Source organism: Fundicoccus sp. Sow4_H7 (genome assembly GCF_052115865.1).
Taxonomy (GTDB): Bacteria; Bacillota; Bacilli; order Lactobacillales; family Aerococcaceae; genus Fundicoccus_A.
In genome coordinates this window covers 37,290-62,946 of record NZ_JBQKME010000012.1, presented here as the reverse complement: position 1 = coordinate 62,946, position 25,657 = coordinate 37,290, and the positions used below count along the sequence as shown (strand labels likewise).

Sequence of the window (25,657 nt, the reverse complement as noted above, 5' to 3'; positions counted from 1 at the left end):
GACTTTAAGGAGGTGTGAATGGATGAATAAATACGAACGAATTTACTTAGATTTAGAAGCAAAAATTAAAGATAATACCTATCCCATCGGTAGTCCTTTACCAACAGAAAATGATTTAGCTAAGTTATATAGAGTTTCAAGGGAAACAATTCGGAAAACGTTGAAGTTGTTAACCGAAAATGGCTATATTCAAAAGCAACATGGACGAAGGTCCATTGTATTAAATCATTCACTCTACTCATTTCCTATTTCAGGTCTGATTAGTTACCAAGAATTACAAAGTGAGCAAGGTTTTGATTCCGAAACACTGTTGATAAAAAATGAATTAGTTGAATTACCCCAATTTTTGTATGACTTGTACGACATAGCGGATGAAGAGTTATTTATTCATTTAATTCGCGCTCGAAAAATTAATGGTGAAACGGTTATTATTGATGAAGACTACATTAGGCAGTCGGTTGTCAATTCCATACCCGACCAGGCAGCAAACCATTCGATTTATCAGTACTTTGAAGGGGAGCTGGGGTTAAAAATTGATTATGCTAAAAAAGAATTTACAGCCGAAAAAGCAAGTGAACTTGATCAAGAATTAATGTCCTTAACTGAGCTTGATTATATTATCAATGTAGAAAGCCATGTCTTTTTAGAAAATATGACTTTCTTTCAGCTAACGCGGTCCCGTCACCGCTTGGATCGTTTTCGTTTTTCTGAATTTGCGCGCCGCCGTTATTTCTTTTAAATCATAGTATTTACATATTTGTGTATACTGTTAGAATGTTCTTTATAATTATCAACCGTTAGGTTTAGAGAAAGTGAGTTATTATGCGCCTTATTAAATGTACACTTTTGACAACGTTGGCATTGTTTGTTTTTAACCAGTCACCACTGGTGAATGTTTCTGCTAATATTTGGCCGGAAATTGCTGAAAATATCGTGAGTAGCAGTGATAAATCAGAAAATAAAACCGATGAAACAAAAACTGAATCAGCTGCCAAAAATTCCGATACGACTTTAGAAAGATATGATACGCAAGCAATGGCAAATCTTGGGGTTGAAGCACCCAATTTGGACCATTACAATTCATTATCTGAAGCGATTTATGACTTAATTGATGAATATGGTTTAGATTATTCTCAAGTGGCAGTCGCTTATACAAACCTTCAAACTGGGGAAAATCTTTATATTAATGAAGATGAGCAAATGATTGTCGCCAGTTTATATAAAGTTCCCATGGTCGCAATGTATATTGATTTAATCGATGCAGGCTACTTAAGTTGGGACAGTCAATTACCTTACTACGATGAATACTACCAAGATGGGGCAGGCGATATTACAGCAGGAGAAAAACGAGATTATTATTCCCTAGAAGAGTTGGCCTATCAAGCCATTGTCTATTCTGATAATACGGCATCATTTATTTTATATTATTATTATTTGAATAATTATGGCAACTTTAGAACAGCTTTGTTAGACTTTGTGGAATACTATGATGTCGATGATATTTATTATTATGATAATTATGGTTCAGCTTATATGATGAATGAAGCTTTAGTTAAAATTGCCAATGATCCTAAGTATGAACCTTTGATAGACTTGATGATGCAATCATATCCTAAGCAATTATTCTCACTTTTTGTCAATAATATGGCAACAAAATACGGTCAGTACGAAGGTATGTTAAATGACAGTGGTATTTATTATGGGGATGGTGAGCCGGTGTACACTTTAGTCGTGATGACACGGGATTCAGATTATCCTGAAATTTTCCTTGGCGAGTTGAATTTGATTGTCAACCAATGGTCCAATGAAATCGCGACAGCTTCCATTAACTAACCCAATAAATATCTCTGCTTAAACTAATAAATCAACTTAAAAACCCGCTATGAATACTGTTAAGACAGTCTTCATAGCGGGTTTTATTTTAATTTGTTTGGGTCATCCAACTTGGATCGACTTGCCAACTGCCTCCAGTTGGGTAGGGTAGAACATCCGGCAACAAGCCATTGCCATTTACCGTTAAGACAACATTTTCAACCGAAAACAGATCAGCCATGGTCGCAACGATAGCGGGAATCACACCTTGTTCTTTAGCAGGGTGACTATTCATCGCCGCTACAACGCCGGCTGTAAAATCAACTGTGACTGTATTTTCCATCAGACTCACACTATTGATGCTAACAGAGTCGTTAAGCCAATTTTGATTTCTAAAGAATTGGGTCATAATACTGCCAGCGGTAGAATTTGTTTGCCAATTGATATCAACTTCTTTTTGTGTCAATAAAGTTGTCGCATCTGTATCTTCGTTTGGTAACCAGACAGTATAGGGAACAACAATTTGCACATTATCCGCCAATGTTTCTAAAACGATGGAGTCCGCATCTGTTAAAACAAGCAATAATCCTTGATTTTCACCATAATAACGCTTTTCATCAGCAGAAGTGACTTCAACGACATTAGCATAAGATTGACCATTTATTTTAATCGCATCATACATGGCGGTAATACTCGCAGTCGAGCCATCGGCATTTGTCCAAGCTGTCTCAGTGGTAACTGGGGCTTGTAATAAAATTTTCTGATTCTGACCTTGTGTCGTTAATGTCGACAAATAATTCATAAATGGTCTAATCGATTCAGTCAAACTAACTTGTGTAATCTGGTTAGTTTGTAATTCAATTAAATGAGTCTTTGGCTGACTTTGATTGATTTCTCTAACTTGCCAAGCCGTTTGCCCTTCATTCGTAAAATCAACATAGGTCGTCAAACGACTTGAAGACGTTGAAAACTGTCTGATTTGGTTGATTTGATAGGGAACAAAGTTACTTAATTCCCACACTGTTCCGTCTGCGGCCTGTGTCCAAGTACTAGGATCAATAATTGTTAAAGCTTCATCTTCTACGCTTTCTTCACTGGCAACAGAGCTTGTCGCTTCTTCTTGAGATGAGCTTTCAGTCGATTCGTTGACAGACGCTTCATTTTCTATCGAAGCCAATTCATTTTCTCGTTTCTTTGCTTCTTCAATCGATGCTTGCCGTTTCGATTCTAAAATCGCCTGATTTTCTTCACTAAGACGAATCATCGGCTCATTACTGCATCCCACTAAAAAAATTGAAAAAACAATAATATATAAATATTTATATTTATTCATTTATTAAAGGTTCTCCTCTTAAGATTCCCGTTAATTATAACATAAAATTATCCAACAAAAATCATAATTAAAACCTTTTTAAATAAATATAATAAAAGAAACTATCAAAACACTCATAAAAAGTGTTTTGATAGTTTAATGGCTTTAATTAATCCAGTAGAAAGGATACTGTCTCATAGTTAGACAGCGTTACATTCTCACTCAGTGATGCCAATGGTCCATTACCAATCAATTTTCTGGCTGAACGTCCACGAAATTCTTCTGGTAATTCAATGCTGACATCTCCTGCATAAAAATGACTTAGAACAAGTAACTGTTGTCCGTCCAATTCACGAACATAGGCCATAATCGCAGGATGATCTAGGAATAACCCACGGTAAGTTCCTTCGCTAATAATATCATGTGACTTTCTTAACCGAATCAAGTCTTGATAATAGCTAAAGATTTTGCCTTCTGTGCGCTCAGTAGAAACATTTACTTGAGGATAATTCTCTGCAACTTTCAACCATGGCGTTCCAGTAGTGAATCCAGCATGTTCACTATCATCCCATTGCATCGGTGTACGCGCATTGTCACGTGATTTGGACTGAATGATAGCCATGATGTCATCTTCTGGAATATGTTTATCCTTAAGGATTTGGTAGTTATTCAATGTTTCAATATCTTTGTAATCAGAAATTGACGTGTAATTTGGATTCGTCATCCCAATTTCTTCCCCTTGGAAAATATAAGGTGTTCCACGGAGGAATTGAATGGTTTGACCTAACATCGTTTGAGTCTCAAATGGATAATTTTCCACATCCCCAAAGCGACTATTTGAACGTGGTTGGTCATGGTTATTAAGGAATAAAGCATTCCAACCATTCCCATCCGACATTCCTGTTTGCCAATCATCTAAAATGCGTTTTAATTCGATAAAATCAAATGGAGGATTCGTCCATTTTTCTCCATCAGCATAGTCTACCTTTAAATGATGGAATTGGAAAATCATGCTCAACTCATTGGCTTCAGGATTTGAATACTGAATACCATCTTTTACAGTCGTAGAAGACATTTCGCCGACAGTCGTAAAACCTTCTTTTGATCCAAATGTTGCTTGATTCAGTTCATGAATCCACTCGTGAACAATTGGGGTATCGGTATAAAGACGTTTTTCTTGTGAAGAACCTGGTTTTTCACTGTCCACAAAATCTTCTGATTTTCCGATAACATTTAATACATCAAAACGGAATCCTTTAACCCCTTTATCAATCCAAAAGTTCACGACATCAAATAGGGCTTGACGAACATTTGGATTATGCCAATTTAAATCGGCTTGTGTCACATCGAATAAATGTAAGTAATATAGATCTGTATCCCCGAATGGTTCCCAAGCCGGTCCTCCAAATTTGGAGTCCCAATTCGTTGGTAACGAGCCATCTTTTTTAGCAGGTCTTAAATAGTAAAAGTCTTGATAATAAGGATCTCCTGCTAAAGCTTTTTGAAACCATTCATGTTCGGTTGATGTATGGTTTAAAACCATATCTAACATGATATCAATACCACGTTTACCTGCTTCTTCAATAAGATGGGAAAAATCGTCCATCGTGCCAAACATTGGGTCAACAGCTGTATAATTACTCACATCATAGCCATTATCATTTTGAGGAGATGGATAAAAGGGATTTAACCAAATCATATCCACACCTAAATCAGCAATATAATCAAGTTTTTGGGTTACCCCTGGCAAATCACCGATACCATCACCATTCGTATCATAAAATGACTTGGGATAAACTTGGTAAATAACTCTTTTTGTCTTACTCAAAGTGACGACTCCTTTTTTAAATTATGCTTTAGAACCTTCTTTTGACGAATTGTTGAAGAATGGAATATCAAAGTTTAAACCAGCTTCCGTTAAGAATCCTGTTTTATGGAATATTAAGGTTAAAATAAATGGAACAATCAATGCAACTGCTGTTGCAATCCAATACCATCCTTGTGAGTTTGCTTGGATAACTAGGAATCCAGGTAAACCACCAACACCAATAGAGTTTGCTTGCACGTTACCCATAGTTGAAATTAAACCAGCGATACCTGATCCTGCCATAGCAGCCACAAATGGGTAAACATATTTTAACGTTACCCCAAACATAGCCGGTTCTGTAACACCTAGGTAAGCAGAAACAGCCGATGGAATCGTAATTTGAGACTCTTCCTCATCTCTACGTGTTAACCACCAAACAGCTAAAACGGCTGAACCTTGTGCCATATTTGAAAGAGCGATCATTGGCCATAAACCTGTTGAATGTGTATCAGCAATCAATTGAGAGTCGATTGCATTTGTCATATGGTGTAATCCTGTAATAACAAGTGGAGAGTAAAGTGCTCCAAAAAGTAATCCAAATAACCAGCTTAACGGTCCTTCTAATCCTGCTAAAACAACATCAGAAATCAGACTACCTAACCACCAACCGATTGGTCCTAAAACAGTATGTGCTAAAATTACAGCAGGTAAAAGTGATAAGAATGGAACTAAAATCATTGAAACCATCTCTGGAACGACACGACGCCAGAATTTTTCTAGATAAGATAAAGCAATTCCCGCAAACATCGCTGGTAACACTTGAGCTTGGTAACCAATCATATCAAGTTGGAAGATACCGAAGTCCCATTGTGGAACTGTCCCATCTGCCAAAGCACCTGCAGCACCATAAGCATTTAATAATTGTGGGGATACTAAGGTAAGTCCTAAAACGATCCCTAAAATTTGTGTTGTACCTAATTTACGTGTAACCGACCATGTAATCCCAACAGGTAAGAAGTGGAAAATCGCTTCTCCTGGTAACCATAAGAAGTGGTTAACCCCATTCCAGAATGGACTTACATTCACAATTGTATTATAGATAGGTGACCCATCAGCCGTAACCTCAGGTACACCATCAACCACCATTTGACCTAAAGCTGAAAATCCAACACCTTCTAAAATATTACGAAAACCTAAAATAAGTCCCCCAACAATAATTGCCGGAATAATTGGTGCAAAAACTTCTGCTAAAAATGTCATTAAACGTTGCCACCATACTTGGTTAGCTTCTGATGCTTGTTTAACATCTGCCTTACTTGCTTCCTGTACACCTGAAATAGCCGCAAAATCTTTGTAAAATTCTGAAACATTGTTTCCGATAATTACTTGAAATTGTCCTGCCTGTGTAAAACTACCTTTTACCGAAGGAATCTCTTCAATTGCCTTCACATCTGCTTTTGCCGGATCTTTCAATGCAAAACGCATACGCGTTGCACAGTGCGTTGCTGCACTAATATTTTCTGATCCACCAATATGTTCCAAGAGCGCCTTTGCATCTTGTTCAAACTTAGCCATATCCTGACCTCCTTAAATTAGTTGTCTATACAACTTTATTTCATTTTAGTTTGTCTAGGATTATTATGCAATTATTTAGATTAAAATAAATAAAACTTAATCTATTCTTATGCTTTTGTTTGGTCTTTTGGCGAACGGAGGGTTAAATACTAGTTTTTAGTTATCTATTCTATCGGTTTTTTAATTATCCAATAAGAAGAAATACAGCTATATTATTAGCCAAAAAATCATACTTTTTGTCGTTTATTACTATCATTTTGAAATCGCTTGACTAAACGGTGTAGCAAGGTTATTCTTGATATATTAATTAATATTATAAATTAAAATTAACCTTTCTAAGAGGTGAGAGAATGTTTAAGGAATTGCACTATGAGACACTCGCTGATAGAAATATTCGGTCATTTTTTGTACCCTATTTATTAGTTTTTCTTTTACCGTTTTTAATCCTTTCATCTATTTTATTTTATTCATTTTTCAATAATACCCATATACAAATGAAAGAATTAGAATTAAATAAGCTTGAACAAGCAAATCTACAACTTAAAAATGTGAATGATTCATTGAATCAAATTTCATCTCAAATATCATATGATACTACTTTAACGGAAAATTATATTAGAACCCGTGCTGTTACAACTCAAACAAAAGATACCATTCAATCTCATATGAATTCTTTACCTTTTGTCGATGAAATTTTTATTTATTATCCAGAAAGTAGCCGTTTATATTCATCATTAGGACATTACACAGATGATGTTTTTATTTATTCAAAACTTAAATTATTTGATTTACCATTAGTAGAAGCTTTAATGCACTTTAAAGAAAATAGATCACATTTCTTTACATTAAAAAACAGCGATGATAAGAATTATCTCTTTTACTCAACTCCCATCTTGACTTCATCCAAGTCGCCGCATGGGTATCTTATTTATATGCTGAATAAAACCTATCTCGATTATTATTTATCGAGTTCTTCTGATACACAATTCATTTTAATGGATTCAAATAACCAAATTATCACTTACTTATCGGCTGACTTAGATGAAATGAGCAATCATCCTGAAAAGCTTGAGCAAATTGTCAATTTTTCAACTACTATGGACGACTCATATTTATTAGAGTTGAATTCAAATCATCCTTTCCGACTGATTTCTCTAGTTCCTATTTCAACTTTTAACAAACCGTTACGTCGAATGCTCATTGATTTCTTAATCATTGGATTAATTTTAGGTCTGATCGGTTTAATATTCTGTCTCTATTTTGCATTAAGACAATACTTACCGATTAAGAAAATGCGTGAAAAACTAGATGTTATCCCTTTATCATCTATTCAATCACCCGTTCAAACTAATATTGTCAATCAAATTCAATCAACGGTGAGTCGTTTGATAGAAATGAATACTCAGCTTAACGAGTCATTGTATTCTCAACAATACGCTTCAAAATTATCTTGGCTGTTACAGTTGACTGAAGGTAGAAAAATTTCACCTAAAGAATCTGAATTGTTAGCAGCCACCTTTGCTGATTATGATGATGTAGGATTCTTTACAATTTTAGTGGATTATGCATCTGAAAAATCAAAAAATAAAACTAACAATGATAAATCACTATTTGTTAATTCTTTTCCTATTCTTCACCCATCATATGAAGTCGATTGTTTAGAAGTAGAGAATATGAATGATTATTTTATCCTTATTTGCCACTATGATTTGACTCGCTTAGATTCAACAGATGTTGTTTATGGTGTTCAAAAATATATTGAATCCGTACTCAATCTGACATACCCTATTTATGTAGGGCAAACCGTTGAACTTTATGAAGATATCTACTCTTCTTTTACGGATGCTTTATTTTTAAAAGAATACCAACCGAGTGGAGACAAGGATTCTACTATCTTTGTCATGGATGATCAACAAAACATTCCATCTTTTGATTTTGATTATTTTTTTTCAAACCATTTTGTTAAAATTCAAAAATCATTAACTGACGGGAATACTGAACTTTGTCATAAATCACTCAATGAAATGATCGCTTATTTTGAAGAAAATCCGCACAATCGTTCAATGGCACATTTTTATCTATATGAAATCGTTAATTTGTGTCTAAAAGTAAGTAGTCAAATGAATATAACAGTTCCCATTAAGCTAATTAGTCCACTAGAGAGCTATACGCATTTTGATGTTTTTGTTGTAAACCTTAGAGATTTAGTTGACTGGCTATGTAACGCTGTTAATGATAAAAAAGAACAATCCATTTCTACAATGAAATTGAAATTGTTTGATCGTATTGAGGAGTCATTCAGTCAAATTGATTTTACATTGGAAATTTTAGCCATTGAATTTGACTATTCAACAACTTATTTAAATCGTATTATCAAAGATGAAACAGGTTTAACATTTAGTAAATACATTCAAAAATTACGACTTGATTATGTCAAACAAGAATTAATTGAAACAGATAAAACGGCTAAAGATATAATTTTAGAATCTGGTTATCAGGATGTCTCAAATTTTTTCCGCTACTTTAAAAAAACAGTAGGATGTACACCTGGTGACTATCGAATTTTACATCAAAATGCCGAATCTGAATTAAAACATACTTAAAACAAAACCATATTTTTTATTTGTCAGTTACGGATTGATATTTAAAAAATATGGTTTTTTCATTGATACTAAAACGCTCACAAAAAACACATCCTTCTTAAAAAAACATATCATAACAATTTAATAGTACTATTTTTTGATAGTGAACGAAAAAGAAGCTAACTAAAATAAACTTTCGTGACAATAGAAAATAAACATATATGGACAAAAAAAACAAATTGATGATTCTTTTGTATTCGATTACATTGTAAGTATGCTATTAGAAAGAGGTGTATATATGAGTGAAATACGTGGAGATATTGTAGAGGCTTCTATTGATACTGAAGCTAGCGATAAACTTTATCCAGAATCTAAAATGCTTGAGAAAAGATTAGAATGGTTTAAAGATTTAAAGTTAGGTGTATTAATTCACTGGGGCCTATATAGTCAAGCTGGAATTGTAGAATCATGGCAATTGTCTGAAAAAGATGAATGGGCACGTGAACCAAAAGCTTGGCGAGATGATATCGAGACATTAAAACTAGACTATTGGAATTTAATCAGTGAATTTAATCCAACATCATTCGATCCTAATAGATGGGCTGAATTATTTCAATATGCAGGCATTAAATATGGTCTATTCTCTACAAAACATCACGACGGTTTTAATCTATTTAATACCATGGAATCAGAATTTAAGGTATCTGGTAAACAAAGTCCTTTTAAGGTAGATGCAACCCAAAAAGTCTTTGAAGCATTTCGTCAACATGATATTGCAGCAGGCGCATATTATTCAAAAGCAGACTGGTATAGTCCTTATTATTGGATAGATGATGGTTCAATTACTGGTAGACACGCTAATTATGATACTAAGGAATATCCAGAAATATGGGACAAATATGTCACTTTTGTTCATCGGCAAATTCATGAGTTGACACATAATTATGGAAAAGTTGACTTCTTATGGTTAGATGCCGGATGGTGCGGCTATGGGAATGAAAATCTTCAGATGGATCAATTAGCTGAAATAGCACGTGAAGACCAATCCGAATTAATTATTGTTAATCGAGCAATGGGTGGTCGCCATGAAAACTATGTAACTCCAGAAAGACGGATACCAAATTGGGATGAAATTCCTTCTAAAGCCTGGGAAAGTAATATTCCCTTAGGTAATGACTGGGGTTATGTTCCTACTGATGTGTTTAAACCAAGTTCAATGATAATCAAAAATCTTGTTGATGTAGTCTCAAAAGGTGGTAACCTTGTTATCGGCGTTGGCCCTACTCCTGAAGGAACCATTACTCAAGAAGAAACAACCATCTTGACTGATTTGGGAGATTGGATGGCTATTTATAGCGAAGGTATTTATTCTACGCGACCATTGATTGAAGTTAATAAACAGCAAACAGACTTCAAAATTGTTCATCGTGATAATGATTATTATCTATATTTTGATGTGGATAAAATGCCAAATACTGGTCCATTTGCTTTAAATCAATTACTAGATAAACATTTAGATAAATTAGATGTGACACTCTTTGACTTGGCAAATCAAAAAGAAATAGATTTAAACCAAGATCAAAATGGTAACGTTTTATTCAATATCCCTCAATTACATCCAAATGTTTTAGGTATGTATGGCTTAAAAGCAACAATCAATTAACCGAAGGAGGTAGCATAAATGCAACAAGTCATATCAAAACCAACAAAAACATCTACCTTTAAAAGTTATAGAAAAAGAATATATAAAAGCCGCGTATTATACCTGTTTGTATTACCTGCATTTATAACTTTTTTTGTCTTTTCATACATCCCTATGTATGGAATTACCATAGCATTTAAAGATTATATGCCTTCATTAGGTATTGTCGGAAGTCCTTGGGTAGGTTTTAAACATTTTCAAAGGTTTTTTAACTCATACTATTTCTGGGATCTGATTAAAAATACACTTGGAATCAGTCTATATCAACTAATCGTAGGATTTCCACTTCCTATTTTACTCGCTCTCTTCTTAAATGAAGTAAAAGACGGTTTTTTCAAGAAATTTACTCAAACGGCAACGTATGCACCAAATTTTATTTCAGTTGTAGTCGTCTCTGGTATGTTAATTTCTTTTTTATCACCGAGTACGGGTATTATTAATCATTTACTTGATTTCTTAGGTTTTGAACGAATTGCTTTTCTTCAAGAACCACGTTTTTTTAAAACAGTTTATGTTTTATCCGGAGTTTGGCAGTCAACGGGTTGGGGTTCTGTTATTTATTTTGCTGCTCTTGCTGGTGTTGATGTGCAGCTTCATGAAGCAGCAATTATTGACGGAGCAACTCGTGTTCAAAGAACTTGGTATATTAATATTCCAACTATTTTACCAACAATGGTCATTTTATTGATTATGAACTTTGGATCAATTATGGCAACTGGATATGAAAAAATTCTATTATTGCAAAATCCACTTAATATGGACGCTTCAAAAGTAATCGCAACTTTCGTTTATCAGCAAGGTCTTCTTGATGCTCAATACAGTTTTGCGGCTGCAGTAGGTGTCTTTGAGGCAGTTATAAATGCATCCTTACTGTTATGTGTCAACTGGATTGCTAAAAAAGTCGGCGAAACAAGTCTATTTTAGTGAGGTGACTGAAATGAAAAATCAAAAAATGTTATTACAAGATAAGATTTATTTAGGGATTGTCTATATCTTTTTAATTATTGCCTTAATTTTAGTGCTTTATCCCCTGATTTATATTTTAAGTGCCTCCATCAGTGATCCTCAGTCTGTTAACTCAGGAGAAATGTGGTTATTACCAAAGAATATTACTTGGGAAGGTTATCAAACGATTTTTGAAAATGATCAAATTTGGCGAGGATATTTAAATACAATTATTTATACACTTGTAGGAACAAGTATCAACCTATTTGTTACTTTACCTTGTGCTTATGCTCTTTCTCGACAAGATTTTTTTGGTAGAAAAGTCTTTATGAACTTTATGATCGTAACAATGTTTGTAAGTGGTGGACTTATTCCAAGTTACTTATTAATTCGTAGCCTTGGAATCTTAGATACGATGTGGGCTTTGGTACTTCCAGGAGCAGCATCTGTTTATAATATAGTCGTTACCCGAACATTCTTTGAAACTACTATTCCCACCGAATTAGAAGAAGCAGCAATTATTGACGGAGCAGGTGATTTTACGCTTTTCCTCAAAGTGGTTCTCCCTCTTTCCGTTCCAATCATTGCAGTAATGGGATTATTTTATGGCGTTGGCCATTGGAACAGTTACTTTGGTGCTTTAATTTATTTATCAGATAAGTCTAAATATCCGCTACAAATGGTCTTGAGAGAAATACTTGTTTTACAAGACCTATCTTCCACAGGGACTGCTCAAAATACATCGAGTTCAATGGCAACCTTGATGTATAGTAAGCAGCAATTATCAGAAGTTATCAAGTACGGGGTGATGATTGTGTCCACTTTACCAATTATCATGGTGTATCCGTTCTTACAACGTTATTTTGTAAAGGGGGTATTGGTTGGTTCATTGAAAGGTTAATCGCAAAAAGTCAAAAAAATAAAAAAAGGAGATTTACATATGAAAAAATCATTAACAAAATTTGTCAGCTCACTTGCCATTACAACATTTTTAGTTGGTTCAGTTGCTAGCAGTAGCCAAATGGTTTTAGCACAAGAAGATGATGAGGCCAGAACACTAACAACTTTCCCAATTGTTGAAGAGCCAATTCAGTTAAGCTTAATCGCTCCAGGTACAGGTATGGCCGAATGGAAAGATATGCCAGTTCTTCAAGAAATGACAAGATTAACAAATATTGAATGGGAATATATTACTCCTCCAATGTCTGACTTTAGTACACGTTTAAACTTAGCTTTTGCGAGTGGTGATCTTCCTGATGTAATTTTTGCAGCTGGTTCTTCCAACTTAACACGTGGTATGGAAATTGATTATGGTTCACAAGGAATTTTAATCCCATTGGAAGATTACTTAGAAGAAAATGCGCCTAATTTAAGTGCAATCTTAGACGAGAATCCAGATATTAGGAAATCAATCACAGCACCAGATGGTCATATCTATAGTTTACCTGTTATTAACCGTGGTTCATACAGTATCTGGCCTTTAGGTCCAATGTGGTATAACGGGGCATGGATGGAAGCATTAGGTGTTGATACAGTTCCTACTACAACAGATGAGTTTTATGATTTACTCGTTAGAATGAAAGAAGAAGATCCTAACGGTAATGGTGAAGCCGATGAAATTCCATTAACCGACGTGGCGTTAAACACAATTCGTTTATATATGATGGCTAGTTTCGGTTTGAAGTCAAACAGCATTGATGAAGTAGATGGCGTTGTTCGCTTCACTCCAATCACAGATAACTATCGTGCCTATTTAGAATATATGAACCGTCTACATGTGGATGGCTTACTTGACCCAGAAACATTCTCTCAATCAAATGAACAGAAAAAAGCTAAAGGTCAAAACAACCAAATTGGTGTTTTCCAAGATTACTTCTCATTCTTTACACTAGGTGGTTCAGAAAAAGAAGCAGTTGCAAACCCAATGTTCCAAGTCTTAACAAGCGAATATTCCCCTGAAACTTTAGCAGTAGCGAGTCCTCGTATTCAAACAGGAACATTTGCTATTACCTCACAAAATGAGTATCCTGCCGAATCTATCCAATGGGTAGACTACTTCTATTCAGAAGAAGGATATGAATTATTAAACCAAGGTCCTGAAGGTGCTTTATGGAACTACGCTGAAAATGATGAAGGTGAACAAGTTAAAATATTTAATTTAGATAATGTAAACTTGGACAATACAGAGGATTACCGTGGACAAATTACGCCTGCTTATGGAATCCCAGTACCTGCTCTTGAAATTGACTTAGATCCAATCTATGCAGACCCAAATCAAGAGGTAGATACTACATTCTTTGATTTCTTAGTTGCAGAAACAGCTGAAAAAGTTACACCATATGCTGAAGTACCTTACCCAATTACATATTTAACAGTTGAAGAACAAGATATCATCAGTATTAATGCAACTGACTTAGCAACATTTGTAACTGAAATGGAAGCAAAATTCATAACAGGTGTTGAAGAGTTAAATGATGACACATGGCAAAATTACTTAAACATCATTGATTCAATGGGTGTTGAAGAATATATCCAAATCTATCAAGATGCATATGACCGTTGGGCAAATTCATAAAAGCTTTTAATTAAATATCACTGATTTAAGCCATATCATCTTCTTCGTGATTCAAAATATATGTAGGTGTAGATTGTTAATATCACACATTATTTATATCTTCACGAAGAAGATGTTTTATTGTAAAGAAGGGATTGTATGTTATGCATGAAAGAGAATATGTTAGAAAACAAACCTATCGCTTAAAACAATTATCTACTAAAAAGATAATTCCTCTAACTGATCTAACACTTCATTCAGATGAGGGTAGCGCTCCCTATACACAAGGAAATTATTTTGGTACAAAAAATACTTACTATTCATTAACTGGAACGATCTCATTTCCAGAAGTTAAGAACAATGAACAGCTTGTTCTACAATGTTTTTCATCTTTAACCGAATCTGATAGCACAACAAATCCTCAATTAAAATGTTACTTAGATGGGGAATTAGTTCAAGCAATGGATGTCAATCATCGCGATATTTTTTTAGATGAGTCATTCAGTGGAAAACAAAACGTTGCTTTTAATCTTGAGCTTTTTAGTGGTAGAGAAGAAAAACAATTTCCAATGTATTTAAATATCGCTATTATTGATAAATTAACTTTTGAAATTTATTGGGATTTTGCTGTTGCTTTAGATGGTTGGAGAGCAGTTTTAAATGAAACTGATGTGGCGGCTTATTACTTAAAAAACATGTACCATGCAGCTTTATTACTTGATTTGCGTCAACCTTATTCATCTACCTATTCAAAGAGTCTTCTTGAAGCACAAAAGGTTTTAAAAGAAACCTTATACACTCATTCAGATTTTAATTTACCTGTTGAAGTTTCTGTCGTGGGACATACGCATATTGATATTGCTTGGCTTTGGACAGTTGAACAAGCCATTGAAAAAGGAGAACGGTCATTTTCAACTGTCGTAAAGTTTATGGAAGAATATCCAGATTACACCTTTATCCAGAGTCAACCTCAGCTTTATATCTATATTAAAGAGCGATATCCTGAATTATATGAAAATATAAAAAAGAAAATTGAAGAGAAGCGTTGGCAACCTGAAGGTGCATTATGGGTCGAGTCCGATATAAACCTTATCTCCGGTGAATCTTTAGTACGTCAATTTTTATATGGTAAACGCTTTTTAAAGAATGAATTTGGTATCGAAAGTAAAGTCGCTTGGTTACCGGATGTTTTTGGCTACTCAGCCACGTTACCTCAAATCATGAAGAAAACAAATACACCTTACTTTATGACAACTAAATTATCCTGGAATGATCGCAATCAAATCCCGCATGATACTTTCTATTGGCGCGGTCTTGATGGAAGTGAAGTACTAACCCACTTTATTACAACAATCAGTGAAGGTTATAGCCCTACACCCCATTATACAACCTATAACGGCATGCTAGATCCTTATACATTAAAAAATAGTTGGCATCGATATGTTGATAAGTCTCTAAATAATACCATTTTAAATGCCTATGGTTATGGTGATGGAGGTGGAGGACCTACACGCGGAATGTTGGAAACTGCTAAACGATTAAAAAATGGTCTTCCGGGCATCCCAAAAGTTAAAAACAGTACAGGTCTTGATTTTTTTGTAGATTTAGAAAAACAAATTTCTGACAAAGATGTTGCACGGTGGACAGGAGAATTATATTTTGAGTATCATCGAGGAACCTATACCTCAATAGCCAAAAACAAGAAAAATAATCGTCAAAGTGAATTTCTAATCCAAACACTAGAAAAATTAAATGTCATCTTAAATCGCTCTAATTATCCACGAGAAGAGATTGAACAAATATGGAAGAAAATTTTATTGCTTCAATTCCATGATATTTTACCAGGTAGTTCAATAAAAGAAGTATACGATGATTCTGATCGTGACTATGAATGGATTTTTGAAAAAGCCCAATATTTAATTGAAGCTGCTTTTACATCAAGTAATAGTGACGAGACAACTCTATCAGATAATAGAGAATATTATCTCTTCAACCCACTTGCACACAGCCGTCAATCTATTTTAAAGCTTCCTATCCAATCAAACGAAACAGTCTGGTTTAATGATGAAAAAATTGAAGTACAAGCAGTAAATGACTTAGTATCTCTTGTAAAAATTGATCATATCCCAGCCTTAGCAGGAGGAATCTTACGTGTTCAAACACAAGATGAAAAAGAAAAAGAACTGATATCTGAATTGAATCTTTCTGCAAAAGAATTTGAAACAACTTTCTATCACATCATTTTAGATGAGGTTGGTAGATTCACTTCACTCTACGATAAAGTGAATAGACGTGAGATTATTACTGAAGATGGTTTATTCAACCAGCTAACAGTTTATGAAGATACCCCATTAAGTTATGACGCATGGGATATTGACGCATTTTATAAAGATAAAGCGTGGGATGTGAACCAACTAAAAGAAATTCATTGGATATGTAACGGCCCAATTCGTCAGAGTTTAGAATTATCATATACTTATTTAGATTCAACAATTAAACAAACCATTCATTTTTATAATCATACTCCAAGAATTGATTTTGAAACAGAAGTTGATTGGCATCAACATCAACAATTATTAAAGGTTGAATTTGATGTAGATATTCATACAAACAAAGCGGTCTTTGATACACAATTTGGGAACTTAGAAAGACCTATTCATCGCAATACTTCTTGGGATGAAGCACGATTTGAAGTTTCAGGTCATAAATGGATGGATTTATCTGAAGGTGATTACGGAGTTAGTTTAATTACAGATAGTAAATATGGCTATAATGTATCCTATAAGAAGATGGGAATTTCACTTATTAAATCTCCTATCGATCCATACCCTGAAGCAGATCAAGGTTATCACTCATTTACTTATGCTTTTTATCCGCATAAAGGCAGCTGGCAAAATTCTAAATTAATTCAAGAAGCACATGAATTAAATGTACCTATCATCGTTCAACCAACTAATGATACAACTCAATCACTAAGAACAGAACCTTGGGCATATGTTGAGCAAGATAATATCCAGATAGATAGTATTAAATTAGCTGAAGATAGCCAAGATATTATCATTCGTTTATTTGAATTTCAAAATATGCGAACAACAGCTTATTTAAAAGTGGATGATTCTTTCACTGAAGCCTATCTGTGTGATTTACTAGAAAATAATTTGTATTCATTAGAAGTAAATGAAGAAGGATATATTGTAGTTCCATTCAATCCTTATGAAATTCAAACAATAAAATTAATTGTATAATGAAAAGAAAGGGAATCAATTGTGCAGAATTTATTAAATAAAATGTCTTTGAGAGAAAAAGTTGGTCAATTAAATCAGCGACTTTATGGTTGGCAAATATATGAAAAGACAGAAAATGGAATTGAACTAACAGATCTCTTTAAAGAAGAAGTTGCTAGATTTGACGGGATTGGTTTTATTTACGGTGTCTTTCGGTCCGATCCATGGTCAGGAAAAAACTTACAAAACGGATTAAATGCTGAAGAAGCATTCATCGTAAGTAAAATAATCCAAAAGTATTTAAAAGAAGAAACTACTTTGGGTATTCCTGCCTTACTGTCAGAAGAATCACCTCATGGACATCAAGGTTTAGATTCTCTATCAACACCTACTAATTATTCTGTTGGTAATAGCTGGAATCCTGAACTTTATAAACAGTTACAAAAAATAGTAGCTAACGATATTCGTCAAAAAGGAGCCCATTTAGGACTCATATCAACTTTAGATGTGAGTCGTGATCCGCGCTGGGGTAGAACAGAAGAATGTTTTAGTGAAGATCCTTATTTAACAGCTATTTTCTCAGAAGCAGCTGTCGAAGGTTTACAAGGAACTTCGTCCATTGTTGATTTTAAACAAAAAATATCATCTTCCAATGTTGGTGCTGTATTAAAACATTTTGCTGGTCAAGGTTCTGCCATGGGAGGACATAATTCTGCCCCTGTAAATATTGGTCTAAGAGAACTACATGAAATACACTTACTAGCCATGAAACGTTCCATTAAAAAAGGAGCATTCTTAACAATGGCTGCTTACAACGATATTGATGGTATCTTATGCCATGGAAATGATTATTTATTAAATACGATTCTTCGAGATGAAATGAAGTTCGAGGGAGCAGTGATGGCAGATGGTGTTGCTCTAGGTCGATTAGCAGATATCAGTAATAGTCCAGTAGAAGCAGCCGCTTGGGCACTGGAAAGCGGAGTGGATATTAGTTTATGGGATAATATTTTTCCATATTTAGAAGAAGCAGTTAATCAGAATTTAGTATCGATTGAAAAATTAGATCAAGCTGTTTTAAGAGTACTTAATATTAAACAAAAACTAGGCTTATTCGAAAATCCTAGTCCAATTGTTCAAGGAGTTTCACTTGAAGAAAAAGAGAAACTTAATGTTAAAATGGCAACTGAATCAATTGTTTTACTAAAGAACAATCAAAATATCTTACCGTTAAACAAAAATAAATTAAATAAAGTAGCAATCATTGGACCAAATGCGCATCATCTATATAATCAATTAGGTGATTATACTCCTTTTAAAGATGAAAAAAATACGATAACTGTCTATGAAGGTATTAAAAGTTATTTAAAAGAAGATTCAGTGGAAGTCGTTTATGAACAAGGCTCCATGCTGACTTCATCTATTGAAAATGGTATTGATAAAGCCAAGGAAGCAGTCAAAGAAGCAGACACTATCGTCCTAGTATTAGGTGGAGCAAGTGCTCGTGATTTCAGTACAGTTTTTGATGAGAATGGTGCTGCACTAAGTGGTTCAAATGAAATGACAAGTGGAGAAAATATCGATTTAGCTAGCTTAGAACTACCACAAGCACAAGTTGATTTATTCAATGCTCTAGTGGAATTGAATATTCCAATTGTAACAGTCCTTATTCAAGGTAGACCTCATGTTATCCAAGCAATCGATAATGATTCAGAGGCAATATTACTTGCAGGGTATATCGGAGATCATGGTGGAAGTTCTATTGCCAATATTCTTTTCGGTGAAGATACACCAAGTGGAAAACTAGCTCAATCAATACCACTTTCAACTGGACAATTACCAGTGTATTATAACTACCGCCAAACATATTTTAAAAAAGATTATGCTGATTTACCAGGTCATGCGCATTATCCATTTGGTTACGGTCTTTCATACACAACTTTCAGTATAGAAGGTCTCGATATAGAACAAAAACAATCAAATAATAAAATAACATTATTGATTAAAGGACAATTAACAAATAAAGGCTCACATTCAGGATCAGAAGTTATTCAAGTGTATATTCATGCACATCATCCAAGAGTGGTACCACGCGTTAAATCATTAGTTGCATTTGAAAAAATTCATCTTGAAAGCAAACAAAGTGAAGATTTTCAAATTAAACTAGATGCAGCAGATTTAAGTGGCTATACTGCTGATATGAAAGAAGAAAGTTATGAAGAATTTACCTTGATAATTGAAGCTCATAATTTCAAAGAAGAATTTAAAATTAATCTTTCAAAATAATTTAATCAAAAAACACCTATTCCAGTCTCCAACTAGAATAGGTGTTTTTTTCATCTTAATAATCTAATTTGTTATCATACTCAACAACTAAGTAACGGTTAGGATCTTTTCCTTCTGAGTGTGTTTTCACGCGATCAACTTTACTTAAGTAAGCATGGATTTGTTTACGTTCATAAGCAGGTAGAGGGTCAAGAATCACCGCTTGTTTCGTGCGTAGAACTTCATTTGCTGTTCGTTCAGCAATTTGCTCTAACACACTCGCTCGGCGGTTGCGATAATCGCCCACATTTAAAATAACAGAAACACGACGACGATTATAGCGATGCAATAAAATCTGCGCTAAGGTTTGCAAGGCATTAATGATTTTACCATGTTTACCAATAACTAAGCCTGATTTATCGGTATCAATGTTGAAAATAATTTGATAACCATTATCTTCAACCGTAATATCAGCTTCTGCCCCGTATTCAAGAATGACTTTTTGTAAGTAAGTGGCTACTTTTTGATTAGCTTCAGCACGTCTTTGCGCTTTCGTTTCAGCATTTTCAACATTATCATCAGCGTCTTCTACGTCTTCTTCTTCATCATCTTCGTCAGACTCATCATCAAAATAGCTGTCTTCTTCAGCTTTGTCATCTAAATCAGTATCTTCAATCGCCACTTCTTTTTCTTCAACTTCAACCGATTCAGCAATTACTTCAACTTCTTCTTCTGGTTCCACAACTGTTTCAACAACTGTTTGTGTTTTTGCTTCTTCTGTTTGAATATTTGAAACAGTTTCAGCCTTTGTTTCATGATCAAGTTGATCCATGATTTGACCAATACTCTTAGTCTTTTTAGCAGTGACTTCTACAATAGCATCTTGCTTACCAAAACCAAACAAGCCTTTTTTACCTTCACTAATGATATTAATTTCAGCTTCATCACGGCTTAAATTTAATTTTGTTAGGGCAATATTGACGGCTTTTTCAACTGTTTCGGCTCTTACTGTTGTACTCTCTTGCATAGAATAAATTCCTTTCCTAAAAATCTAACGGCGCTTAGCACGCTTGAGGGCTCGGCGTAACTCACGTTGACGTTCTTTTTCTGCTTCTGCCTTAGCTTCCCGTTCCGCAATTAATTTATACGGATTATTGAAAATTAAAGTCTGCGCAACTGTAAAGGCATTTGAAACCACCCAATATAAAGTAATCGCACTTGGTAATCCAATCGAAATAAGTAAAATCATTACTGGCATTACATAAATCATAATTTTACTTGCCGAATTTTGCGTAGGATTAGCCTTCATCGTTAAGTAAGTATTAGCTAGAGTGAAAGCAGCAGCTAATATCGGAAGAATAAAGTAAGGATCTCTTTCACCTAGGTTTGTCCATAAGAAAGTTCCCTCTCTTAAGAGATCAGTTCTTAAAATAGACTGATACAAGGCCATCATAACTGGCAATTGAATAAGCATTGGGAGTAAACCAGCAAATTGATTCACACCACGTTCATCTAATAAAGCTTGCTGCTCTCTTTGCATCGCTTCCATTGAATCACGGTCACGATTCGGATATCTATCTCGTATAGCATTCAATTCCGGTTGAATTTCCAACATTTTACGTTGTGATCTGGTTTGGATATTATTTAATGGTATTAAGATTATACGAATAATGATGGTAAATAAAATAATACCAAGAGCATAACTGCCTCCCATAAGATTCGATAACCAGATAATAAATTGAGACAAGTTATAAATAATATAGCGATCCCACAGACCTGTCGATTCTGAAGTAATAGGTTCATTAATATTACCACAGGCAGACATAAACAAGACGATTCCAAGTAAAATAACTATTTGGATCCATTTACGATTTTTTTTCATTCTTACCTCCTAGACATTATTTAAGTGCTGATTTATCGATGATTTTTGCTAAACTCATTACATGAATGACAGATTGCTTCACCTGTGCAAAAGTTTTTTCTTTAATATCAGGGCGAGCAATGAGTAAAAAATCTATTTCAGGATCAATCACATCTTGTAATTCATGCAGAGCTTGACGCAAGTAGCGTTTTACTTGATTACGCTTAACAGCATTCCCAATTTTTTTGCCGACCGATAATCCTACACGAAAATGTTCTTGTTCAGGTTTAGGATACACATAAAGAACTAACTGGCGGTTAGCAATAGATTCTCCTTTGCGGAAAACCAATTGGAATTCTTTTTCAGATTTTACGCGATATTTTTTTTTCAAAAAATCCCTCATTTTCTACTTACAATCTCTACGACACAATAACAAACCATCAAATTGATAATCAGCAATCAATAGTTAAATTATAGTACAATTTATTGAATAAATTAAGTCCTAACAACAATAAAAGCTCAAAAACAATGAATGTAATCGGTTAAATTATTGCTAAAAAAATAAAGGTACCGAAAGGTTACCTTTATCAAAAATTAAGCTGTTAAAGATTTTCTACCTTTAAGACGGCGGTTTCTTAATACGCGACGTCCATTTTTAGTGCTCATTCTTTTACGGAATCCGTGAACTTTTTTGCGTGTACGTTTTTTCGGTTGGTATGTTCTTTTCATAAATCGCACCTCCTCAACTTTTCAATGTAAATACCTAGAATATATTATAGAAAATAATGCATAAAGTCAAGCAATTCCTACCATTTCACGCTAAATAATTATGCACAGCTTATCCACAATCTATAATTAAACTGTTTATAACTTCTTCTCTTAAATAAATATCCACAAACATACTCTTAGTTTATGCACTTATCAACAATTGTCAACAATAGATAAAAATTATCCACAAAAACTGTGCATAAGTCTAATAAATGTGATAAAATCAATAAGTAATTATACACAACAGATGTTAAATATAGATTAATTATTGAACTTATTCACAGCCTTTATGCAGTTGTGCATAAGTTCAATGTTGATGTGTGGACAAGTTATTTTCTTCCTTGAAAATTTGTCCACAGTCGTAACTATGTTAAAATACAACTATACGAAAATACTTATCCACAAGAGAGGTGAAACGAATAAATGGATGAAAAAGATCGCTTTTGGTTAGAGATTACTAACTATTTAAAAGAGATATTAAGCGAAAATGCCTACTCCACTTGGGTAGAACCTGTTAAACCAACGCGTATTGGACATCAATCCATTTCACTTTCTGTGCCGAATGCCTTAACAAAGAAGCATTGGGAACGTCATTTAGCCGGCTATATATTGCAATATAGCTTGGAGAATTATGGCATGGAATACGTACCAACTTTTATTATCGTTCCACAAGATAGCCAGCAAACGGAAGTTGTGCCGGCTAATAATCAAATAACAGCTAGTACTGACGATAGTTTCAGAGATTCACAACTGAATCCTAACTATACCTTTGAAACCTTTGTTGTTGGTGAGGACAATAAGATGGCAAATGGGGCAGCTTTGGCTGTTAGCGATAATCCAGGGCAAACTTACAACCCATTTTTAATTTATGGAGGAGTTGGTTTAGGTAAAACCCACCTCATGCAAGCGATTGGGAATGAAATACTTAGCAAAAATCCTGATGCTAAAATTAAATATGCAACCAGTGAATCCTTTACCAATGATTTTATTACCAGTATTCAAAATGGATCTCAAATTGCATTTCGTGAGATGTACCGTAGTATTGATGTCTTATTAATAGATGATATTCAGTTTCTATCCAATAAAGATAAAACCCAAGAAGAATTTTTCCATACATTTAATGCCCTTTATAACAATAATAAACAGATTGTTTTAACTAGTGATCGCCTGCCTAATAATATTGATAATTTAGAGGAAAGGTTGATTAGTCGTTTTAAATGGGGGTTATCCACAGATATAACACCTCCTGACTTGGAAACTCGGATTGCGATTTTAAGGAAGAAAGCGAGTAATGACCGCCTCGATATCAATCCTGAGACTCTCACCTATATCGCTAATAATATAGATACTAATATTCGTGAATTAGAAGGTGCATTGGTCCGTGTCATAGCCTATGCAGCGATCCAAGGTAAGGAAATTACTACGTCACTTGCAGCTGAAGCTTTACGTAATATGGTAGGATCTGAGGAGAAGAAACCCTTAAGTATCAACGAAATCATTAATCAAGTGGCACATTACTACCAAATCACTAGCCAAGATATTAAAGGAAGAAAACGGACTAAAAACATTGTTTACCCACGGCAAATCGCCATGTATCTGGCCCGTGAATTGACCGATATTTCTTTTCCTAAGATTGGTGAGGCTTTTGGAAACAAAAATCATACGACAGTTATTCATGCCTACGAAAAAATTAGCGAAGATTTAAAAACATCACCTACTTTAGACAATGAAATGACCCAGTTAAAGAATCGCTTAAAAACATAAAATTGTCGCTTAATTTTCTGCCTTGTGCATAAGTATTTTTTTATCAACTGAATGATTCACAACTAATCCACAAGCAAAAGCGTGAATATGTCAATTAAAATTCAACTTATGCCCGTTATCAACAAGCCCTACTACTAAGACTTACTTTATTTATTTATATATTTAATTATTAGGAGTGTTTATCAATGAAATTTGTGATTCAAAAACAAGCATTTATTCAGCAATTAAATCATGTCGCACGTGCAATTCCTGCTAAATCAACCATTACTATTTTACAAGGTATTAAGATAACAGCTACAAATGAAGGTTTAACACTTATTGGTAGTGATGCTGATATTTCTATTGAAAGTTTCCTAGCTGTTGATAACGAAGATTTTGGTTTAACCATTGAAGAAGAAGGTAGTATTGTCTTACCTGCACGCTTATTTAATGACATCATTAAAAAATTACCTAAAGATGATATAACGATTGAAAGTGATGAACTATATCATGCAACCATTACATCAGGAAATGCTACTTTTAATGTAAATGGTCAAGATAGCCAAGCTTATCCACGTTTACCTGAAATTGAAATTAATCAACAACATGATCTACCACCTTTATTATTTAAACAAATGGTAGACCAAACGGTATTTGCAACTTCTAACCAAGAAAGTCGTCCTGTATTAACAGGTATTCATTTAACAGCTAATGAATCCAGTATGACTGCTGCTGCAACTGACAGTCACCGTTTAAGTATGCGTGAAATTCCAGTTAAATTTGAAAATAATGAAGGAGCATTTCAACCTATTACAATTCCTAAAAAGACGATGGTTGAATTAACCCGTATGATTGATGATAATGGTAAATTAGCTTTTGCAGTGACGGAACAACAAGTGATTTTCTTCTTAGATAATTTAACGATTTTCTCTCGCCTGCTTGAAGGAAATTATCCAGATGTGAAACGTTTGATTCCAGCGAGTCATCAAACTGAATTGGTATTGAATGCTAATGATTTCTTACAAGCGATTGATCGGGCATCCTTGATGTCTCATGTAAGTAATAATAATGTTGTTCAATTAGAAATAAATGAAGCTAATGTGGAATTATCTGTTAGAGGCACACAAGTAGGGCATGTGGCAGAGGAGATTAATTATAAAAAAGCTGAGGGTGATGCCGTTGTGATTTCATTTAACCCTGATTATATGAAAGATGCGCTTAAATCTTTTGGTGATGTTGATGTAAAAATTCAATTCCAAACAGCTATTCGTCCGCTATTAATTAGTCATGCACAAGAAGCAGAAACACCTAATAGTCAATTATTACAATTATTAACTCCGATTCGGACCCATCATTCATAATATATTCGCTTTAAATGGAAAAAATAGCCTTTAGGGGCTATTTTTTTGCTTATGAGTAGGTTTATATTATTTATTGGAATTTTCGCTTATATTAGCCTAAATTTGAATTTTAACTGAAAAAAGTGTATAATATAATAAGAAGATTA

Annotated in this window: 18 protein-coding genes; 11 read left to right on the top strand and 7 right to left on the bottom strand. The window is 34.2% G+C overall.

Annotated features, from left to right (window positions below):
• Window positions 1–22 precede the first annotated feature (22 nt).
• Window positions 23–739 (top strand): trehalose operon repressor, encoded by a 717-nt coding sequence (treR, locus tag ACTQ54_RS10550; protein WP_441756678.1) that lies wholly within the window; start codon window positions 23–25, stop codon window positions 737–739.
• Between the two features lie 83 nt (window positions 740–822).
• Window positions 823–1,833 (top strand): serine hydrolase, encoded by a 1,011-nt coding sequence (locus ACTQ54_RS10545; protein WP_441756676.1) that lies wholly within the window; start codon window positions 823–825, stop codon window positions 1,831–1,833.
• Window positions 1,834–1,921: 88 nt separating this feature from the next.
• On the opposite strand, the gene ACTQ54_RS10540 is transcribed toward ACTQ54_RS10545, so the two are convergent.
• The 3 genes from ACTQ54_RS10540 to treP form a co-directional block, all read right to left on the bottom strand.
• Window positions 1,922–3,145, bottom strand: a complete 1,224-nt coding sequence (locus tag ACTQ54_RS10540) for a GerMN domain-containing protein (protein WP_441756675.1) — start codon at window positions 3,143–3,145, stop codon at window positions 1,922–1,924.
• A gap of 148 nt (window positions 3,146–3,293) precedes the next feature.
• A complete protein-coding gene (gene treC / locus ACTQ54_RS10535; protein WP_441756673.1) occupies window positions 3,294–4,952 on the bottom strand; it encodes an alpha,alpha-phosphotrehalase in 1,659 nt (552 codons plus the stop codon).
• Window positions 4,953–4,973: 21 nt separating this feature from the next.
• The gene (gene treP / locus ACTQ54_RS10530; protein ID WP_441756671.1) at window positions 4,974–6,506 is read right to left on the bottom strand and encodes a PTS system trehalose-specific EIIBC component; all 1,533 of its coding nucleotides are present in this window, start codon (window positions 6,504–6,506) and stop codon (window positions 4,974–4,976) included.
• A gap of 350 nt (window positions 6,507–6,856) precedes the next feature.
• On the opposite strand from treP, the gene ACTQ54_RS10525 reads away from it, so the two are divergent.
• The 7 genes from ACTQ54_RS10525 (at window position 6,857) to ACTQ54_RS10495 (ending at window position 19,799) form a co-directional block, all read left to right on the top strand.
• Window positions 6,857–9,109 (top strand): helix-turn-helix domain-containing protein, encoded by a 2,253-nt coding sequence (locus ACTQ54_RS10525; protein WP_441756669.1) that lies wholly within the window; start codon window positions 6,857–6,859, stop codon window positions 9,107–9,109.
• A gap of 277 nt (window positions 9,110–9,386) precedes the next feature.
• Window positions 9,387–10,751: an alpha-L-fucosidase gene (locus ACTQ54_RS10520; RefSeq protein WP_441756667.1), complete on the top strand. Its 1,365-nt coding sequence runs from the start codon at window positions 9,387–9,389 to the stop codon at window positions 10,749–10,751.
• A gap of 18 nt (window positions 10,752–10,769) precedes the next feature.
• Window positions 10,770–11,714 carry an ABC transporter permease gene (locus tag ACTQ54_RS10515; RefSeq protein ID WP_441756665.1) on the top strand — a complete coding sequence of 315 codons (945 nt, stop codon included), beginning with the start codon at window positions 10,770–10,772 and terminating at the stop codon, window positions 11,712–11,714.
• Window positions 11,715–11,727: 13 nt separating this feature from the next.
• Entirely contained in the window at window positions 11,728–12,636 is a 909-nt protein-coding gene (locus ACTQ54_RS10510; RefSeq protein ID WP_441756663.1) for a carbohydrate ABC transporter permease, read from the top strand.
• Window positions 12,637–12,675: 39 nt separating this feature from the next.
• On the top strand, window positions 12,676–14,310 hold the full coding sequence (locus tag ACTQ54_RS10505; RefSeq protein WP_441756661.1) for an extracellular solute-binding protein: 1,635 nt from the start codon (window positions 12,676–12,678) through the stop codon (window positions 14,308–14,310).
• A gap of 143 nt (window positions 14,311–14,453) precedes the next feature.
• Window positions 14,454–17,534, top strand: coding sequence for an alpha-mannosidase (locus ACTQ54_RS10500; protein ID WP_441756659.1), 3,081 nt, complete (start codon window positions 14,454–14,456; stop codon window positions 17,532–17,534).
• 21 nt (window positions 17,535–17,555) lie between these two features.
• On the top strand, window positions 17,556–19,799 hold the full coding sequence (locus ACTQ54_RS10495; protein ID WP_441756657.1) for a glycoside hydrolase family 3 N-terminal domain-containing protein: 2,244 nt from the start codon (window positions 17,556–17,558) through the stop codon (window positions 19,797–19,799).
• Between the two features lie 55 nt (window positions 19,800–19,854).
• Here the strand turns inward: ACTQ54_RS10495 and jag are convergent, their stop codons facing one another.
• The 4 genes from jag to rpmH all read right to left on the bottom strand — a co-directional run bounded on the left by jag (window position 19,855) and on the right by rpmH (window position 22,368).
• Complete coding sequence (jag, locus tag ACTQ54_RS10490; RefSeq protein ID WP_441756655.1) at window positions 19,855–20,805, bottom strand: RNA-binding cell elongation regulator Jag/EloR; 951 nt, start codon at window positions 20,803–20,805, stop codon at window positions 19,855–19,857.
• A gap of 24 nt (window positions 20,806–20,829) precedes the next feature.
• The gene (yidC, locus tag ACTQ54_RS10485) at window positions 20,830–21,660 is read right to left on the bottom strand and encodes a membrane protein insertase YidC (protein ID WP_441756653.1); all 831 of its coding nucleotides are present in this window, start codon (window positions 21,658–21,660) and stop codon (window positions 20,830–20,832) included.
• A gap of 16 nt (window positions 21,661–21,676) precedes the next feature.
• Window positions 21,677–22,030: a ribonuclease P protein component gene (gene rnpA / locus ACTQ54_RS10480; protein ID WP_441756651.1), complete on the bottom strand. Its 354-nt coding sequence runs from the start codon at window positions 22,028–22,030 to the stop codon at window positions 21,677–21,679.
• A gap of 203 nt (window positions 22,031–22,233) precedes the next feature.
• Window positions 22,234–22,368: a 50S ribosomal protein L34 gene (rpmH, locus tag ACTQ54_RS10475; protein WP_313792573.1), complete on the bottom strand. Its 135-nt coding sequence runs from the start codon at window positions 22,366–22,368 to the stop codon at window positions 22,234–22,236.
• Window positions 22,369–22,830: 462 nt separating this feature from the next.
• On the opposite strand from rpmH, the gene dnaA reads away from it, so the two are divergent.
• Window positions 22,831–24,171, top strand: a complete 1,341-nt coding sequence (gene dnaA, locus ACTQ54_RS10470; RefSeq protein ID WP_441756649.1) for a chromosomal replication initiator protein DnaA — start codon at window positions 22,831–22,833, stop codon at window positions 24,169–24,171.
• Between the two features lie 185 nt (window positions 24,172–24,356).
• Window positions 24,357–25,511 (top strand): DNA polymerase III subunit beta, encoded by a 1,155-nt coding sequence (gene dnaN, locus ACTQ54_RS10465; protein WP_441756647.1) that lies wholly within the window; start codon window positions 24,357–24,359, stop codon window positions 25,509–25,511.
• The last annotated feature ends 146 nt before the right edge of the window (window positions 25,512–25,657 follow it).

Excerpts from the sequence above, each read along its gene's own strand:
- ACTQ54_RS10505 (WP_441756661.1), top strand. The coding sequence starts at position 12,676 with ATGAAAAAATCATTAACAAAATTTGTCAGCTCACTTGCCATTACAACA.
- yidC (WP_441756653.1), bottom strand. The coding sequence starts at position 21,660 with ATGAAAAAAAATCGTAAATGGATCCAAATAGTTATTTTACTTGGAATC.
- ACTQ54_RS10515 (WP_441756665.1), top strand. The coding sequence starts at position 10,770 with ATGCAACAAGTCATATCAAAACCAACAAAAACATCTACCTTTAAAAGT.
- jag (WP_441756655.1), bottom strand. The coding sequence starts at position 20,805 with ATGCAAGAGAGTACAACAGTAAGAGCCGAAACAGTTGAAAAAGCCGTC.
- ACTQ54_RS10545 (WP_441756676.1), top strand. The coding sequence starts at position 823 with ATGCGCCTTATTAAATGTACACTTTTGACAACGTTGGCATTGTTTGTT.
- ACTQ54_RS10540 (WP_441756675.1), bottom strand. The coding sequence starts at position 3,145 with ATGAATAAATATAAATATTTATATATTATTGTTTTTTCAATTTTTTTA.
- ACTQ54_RS10520 (WP_441756667.1), top strand. The coding sequence starts at position 9,387 with ATGAGTGAAATACGTGGAGATATTGTAGAGGCTTCTATTGATACTGAA.
- rpmH (WP_313792573.1), bottom strand. The coding sequence starts at position 22,368 with ATGAAAAGAACATACCAACCGAAAAAACGTACACGCAAAAAAGTTCAC.
- ACTQ54_RS10500 (WP_441756659.1), top strand. The coding sequence starts at position 14,454 with ATGCATGAAAGAGAATATGTTAGAAAACAAACCTATCGCTTAAAACAA.
- treP (WP_441756671.1), bottom strand. The coding sequence starts at position 6,506 with ATGGCTAAGTTTGAACAAGATGCAAAGGCGCTCTTGGAACATATTGGT.
- ACTQ54_RS10510 (WP_441756663.1), top strand. The coding sequence starts at position 11,728 with ATGAAAAATCAAAAAATGTTATTACAAGATAAGATTTATTTAGGGATT.
- treR (WP_441756678.1), top strand. The coding sequence starts at position 23 with ATGAATAAATACGAACGAATTTACTTAGATTTAGAAGCAAAAATTAAA.
- dnaA (WP_441756649.1), top strand. The coding sequence starts at position 22,831 with ATGGATGAAAAAGATCGCTTTTGGTTAGAGATTACTAACTATTTAAAA.
- ACTQ54_RS10525 (WP_441756669.1), top strand. The coding sequence starts at position 6,857 with ATGTTTAAGGAATTGCACTATGAGACACTCGCTGATAGAAATATTCGG.
- dnaN (WP_441756647.1), top strand. The coding sequence starts at position 24,357 with ATGAAATTTGTGATTCAAAAACAAGCATTTATTCAGCAATTAAATCAT.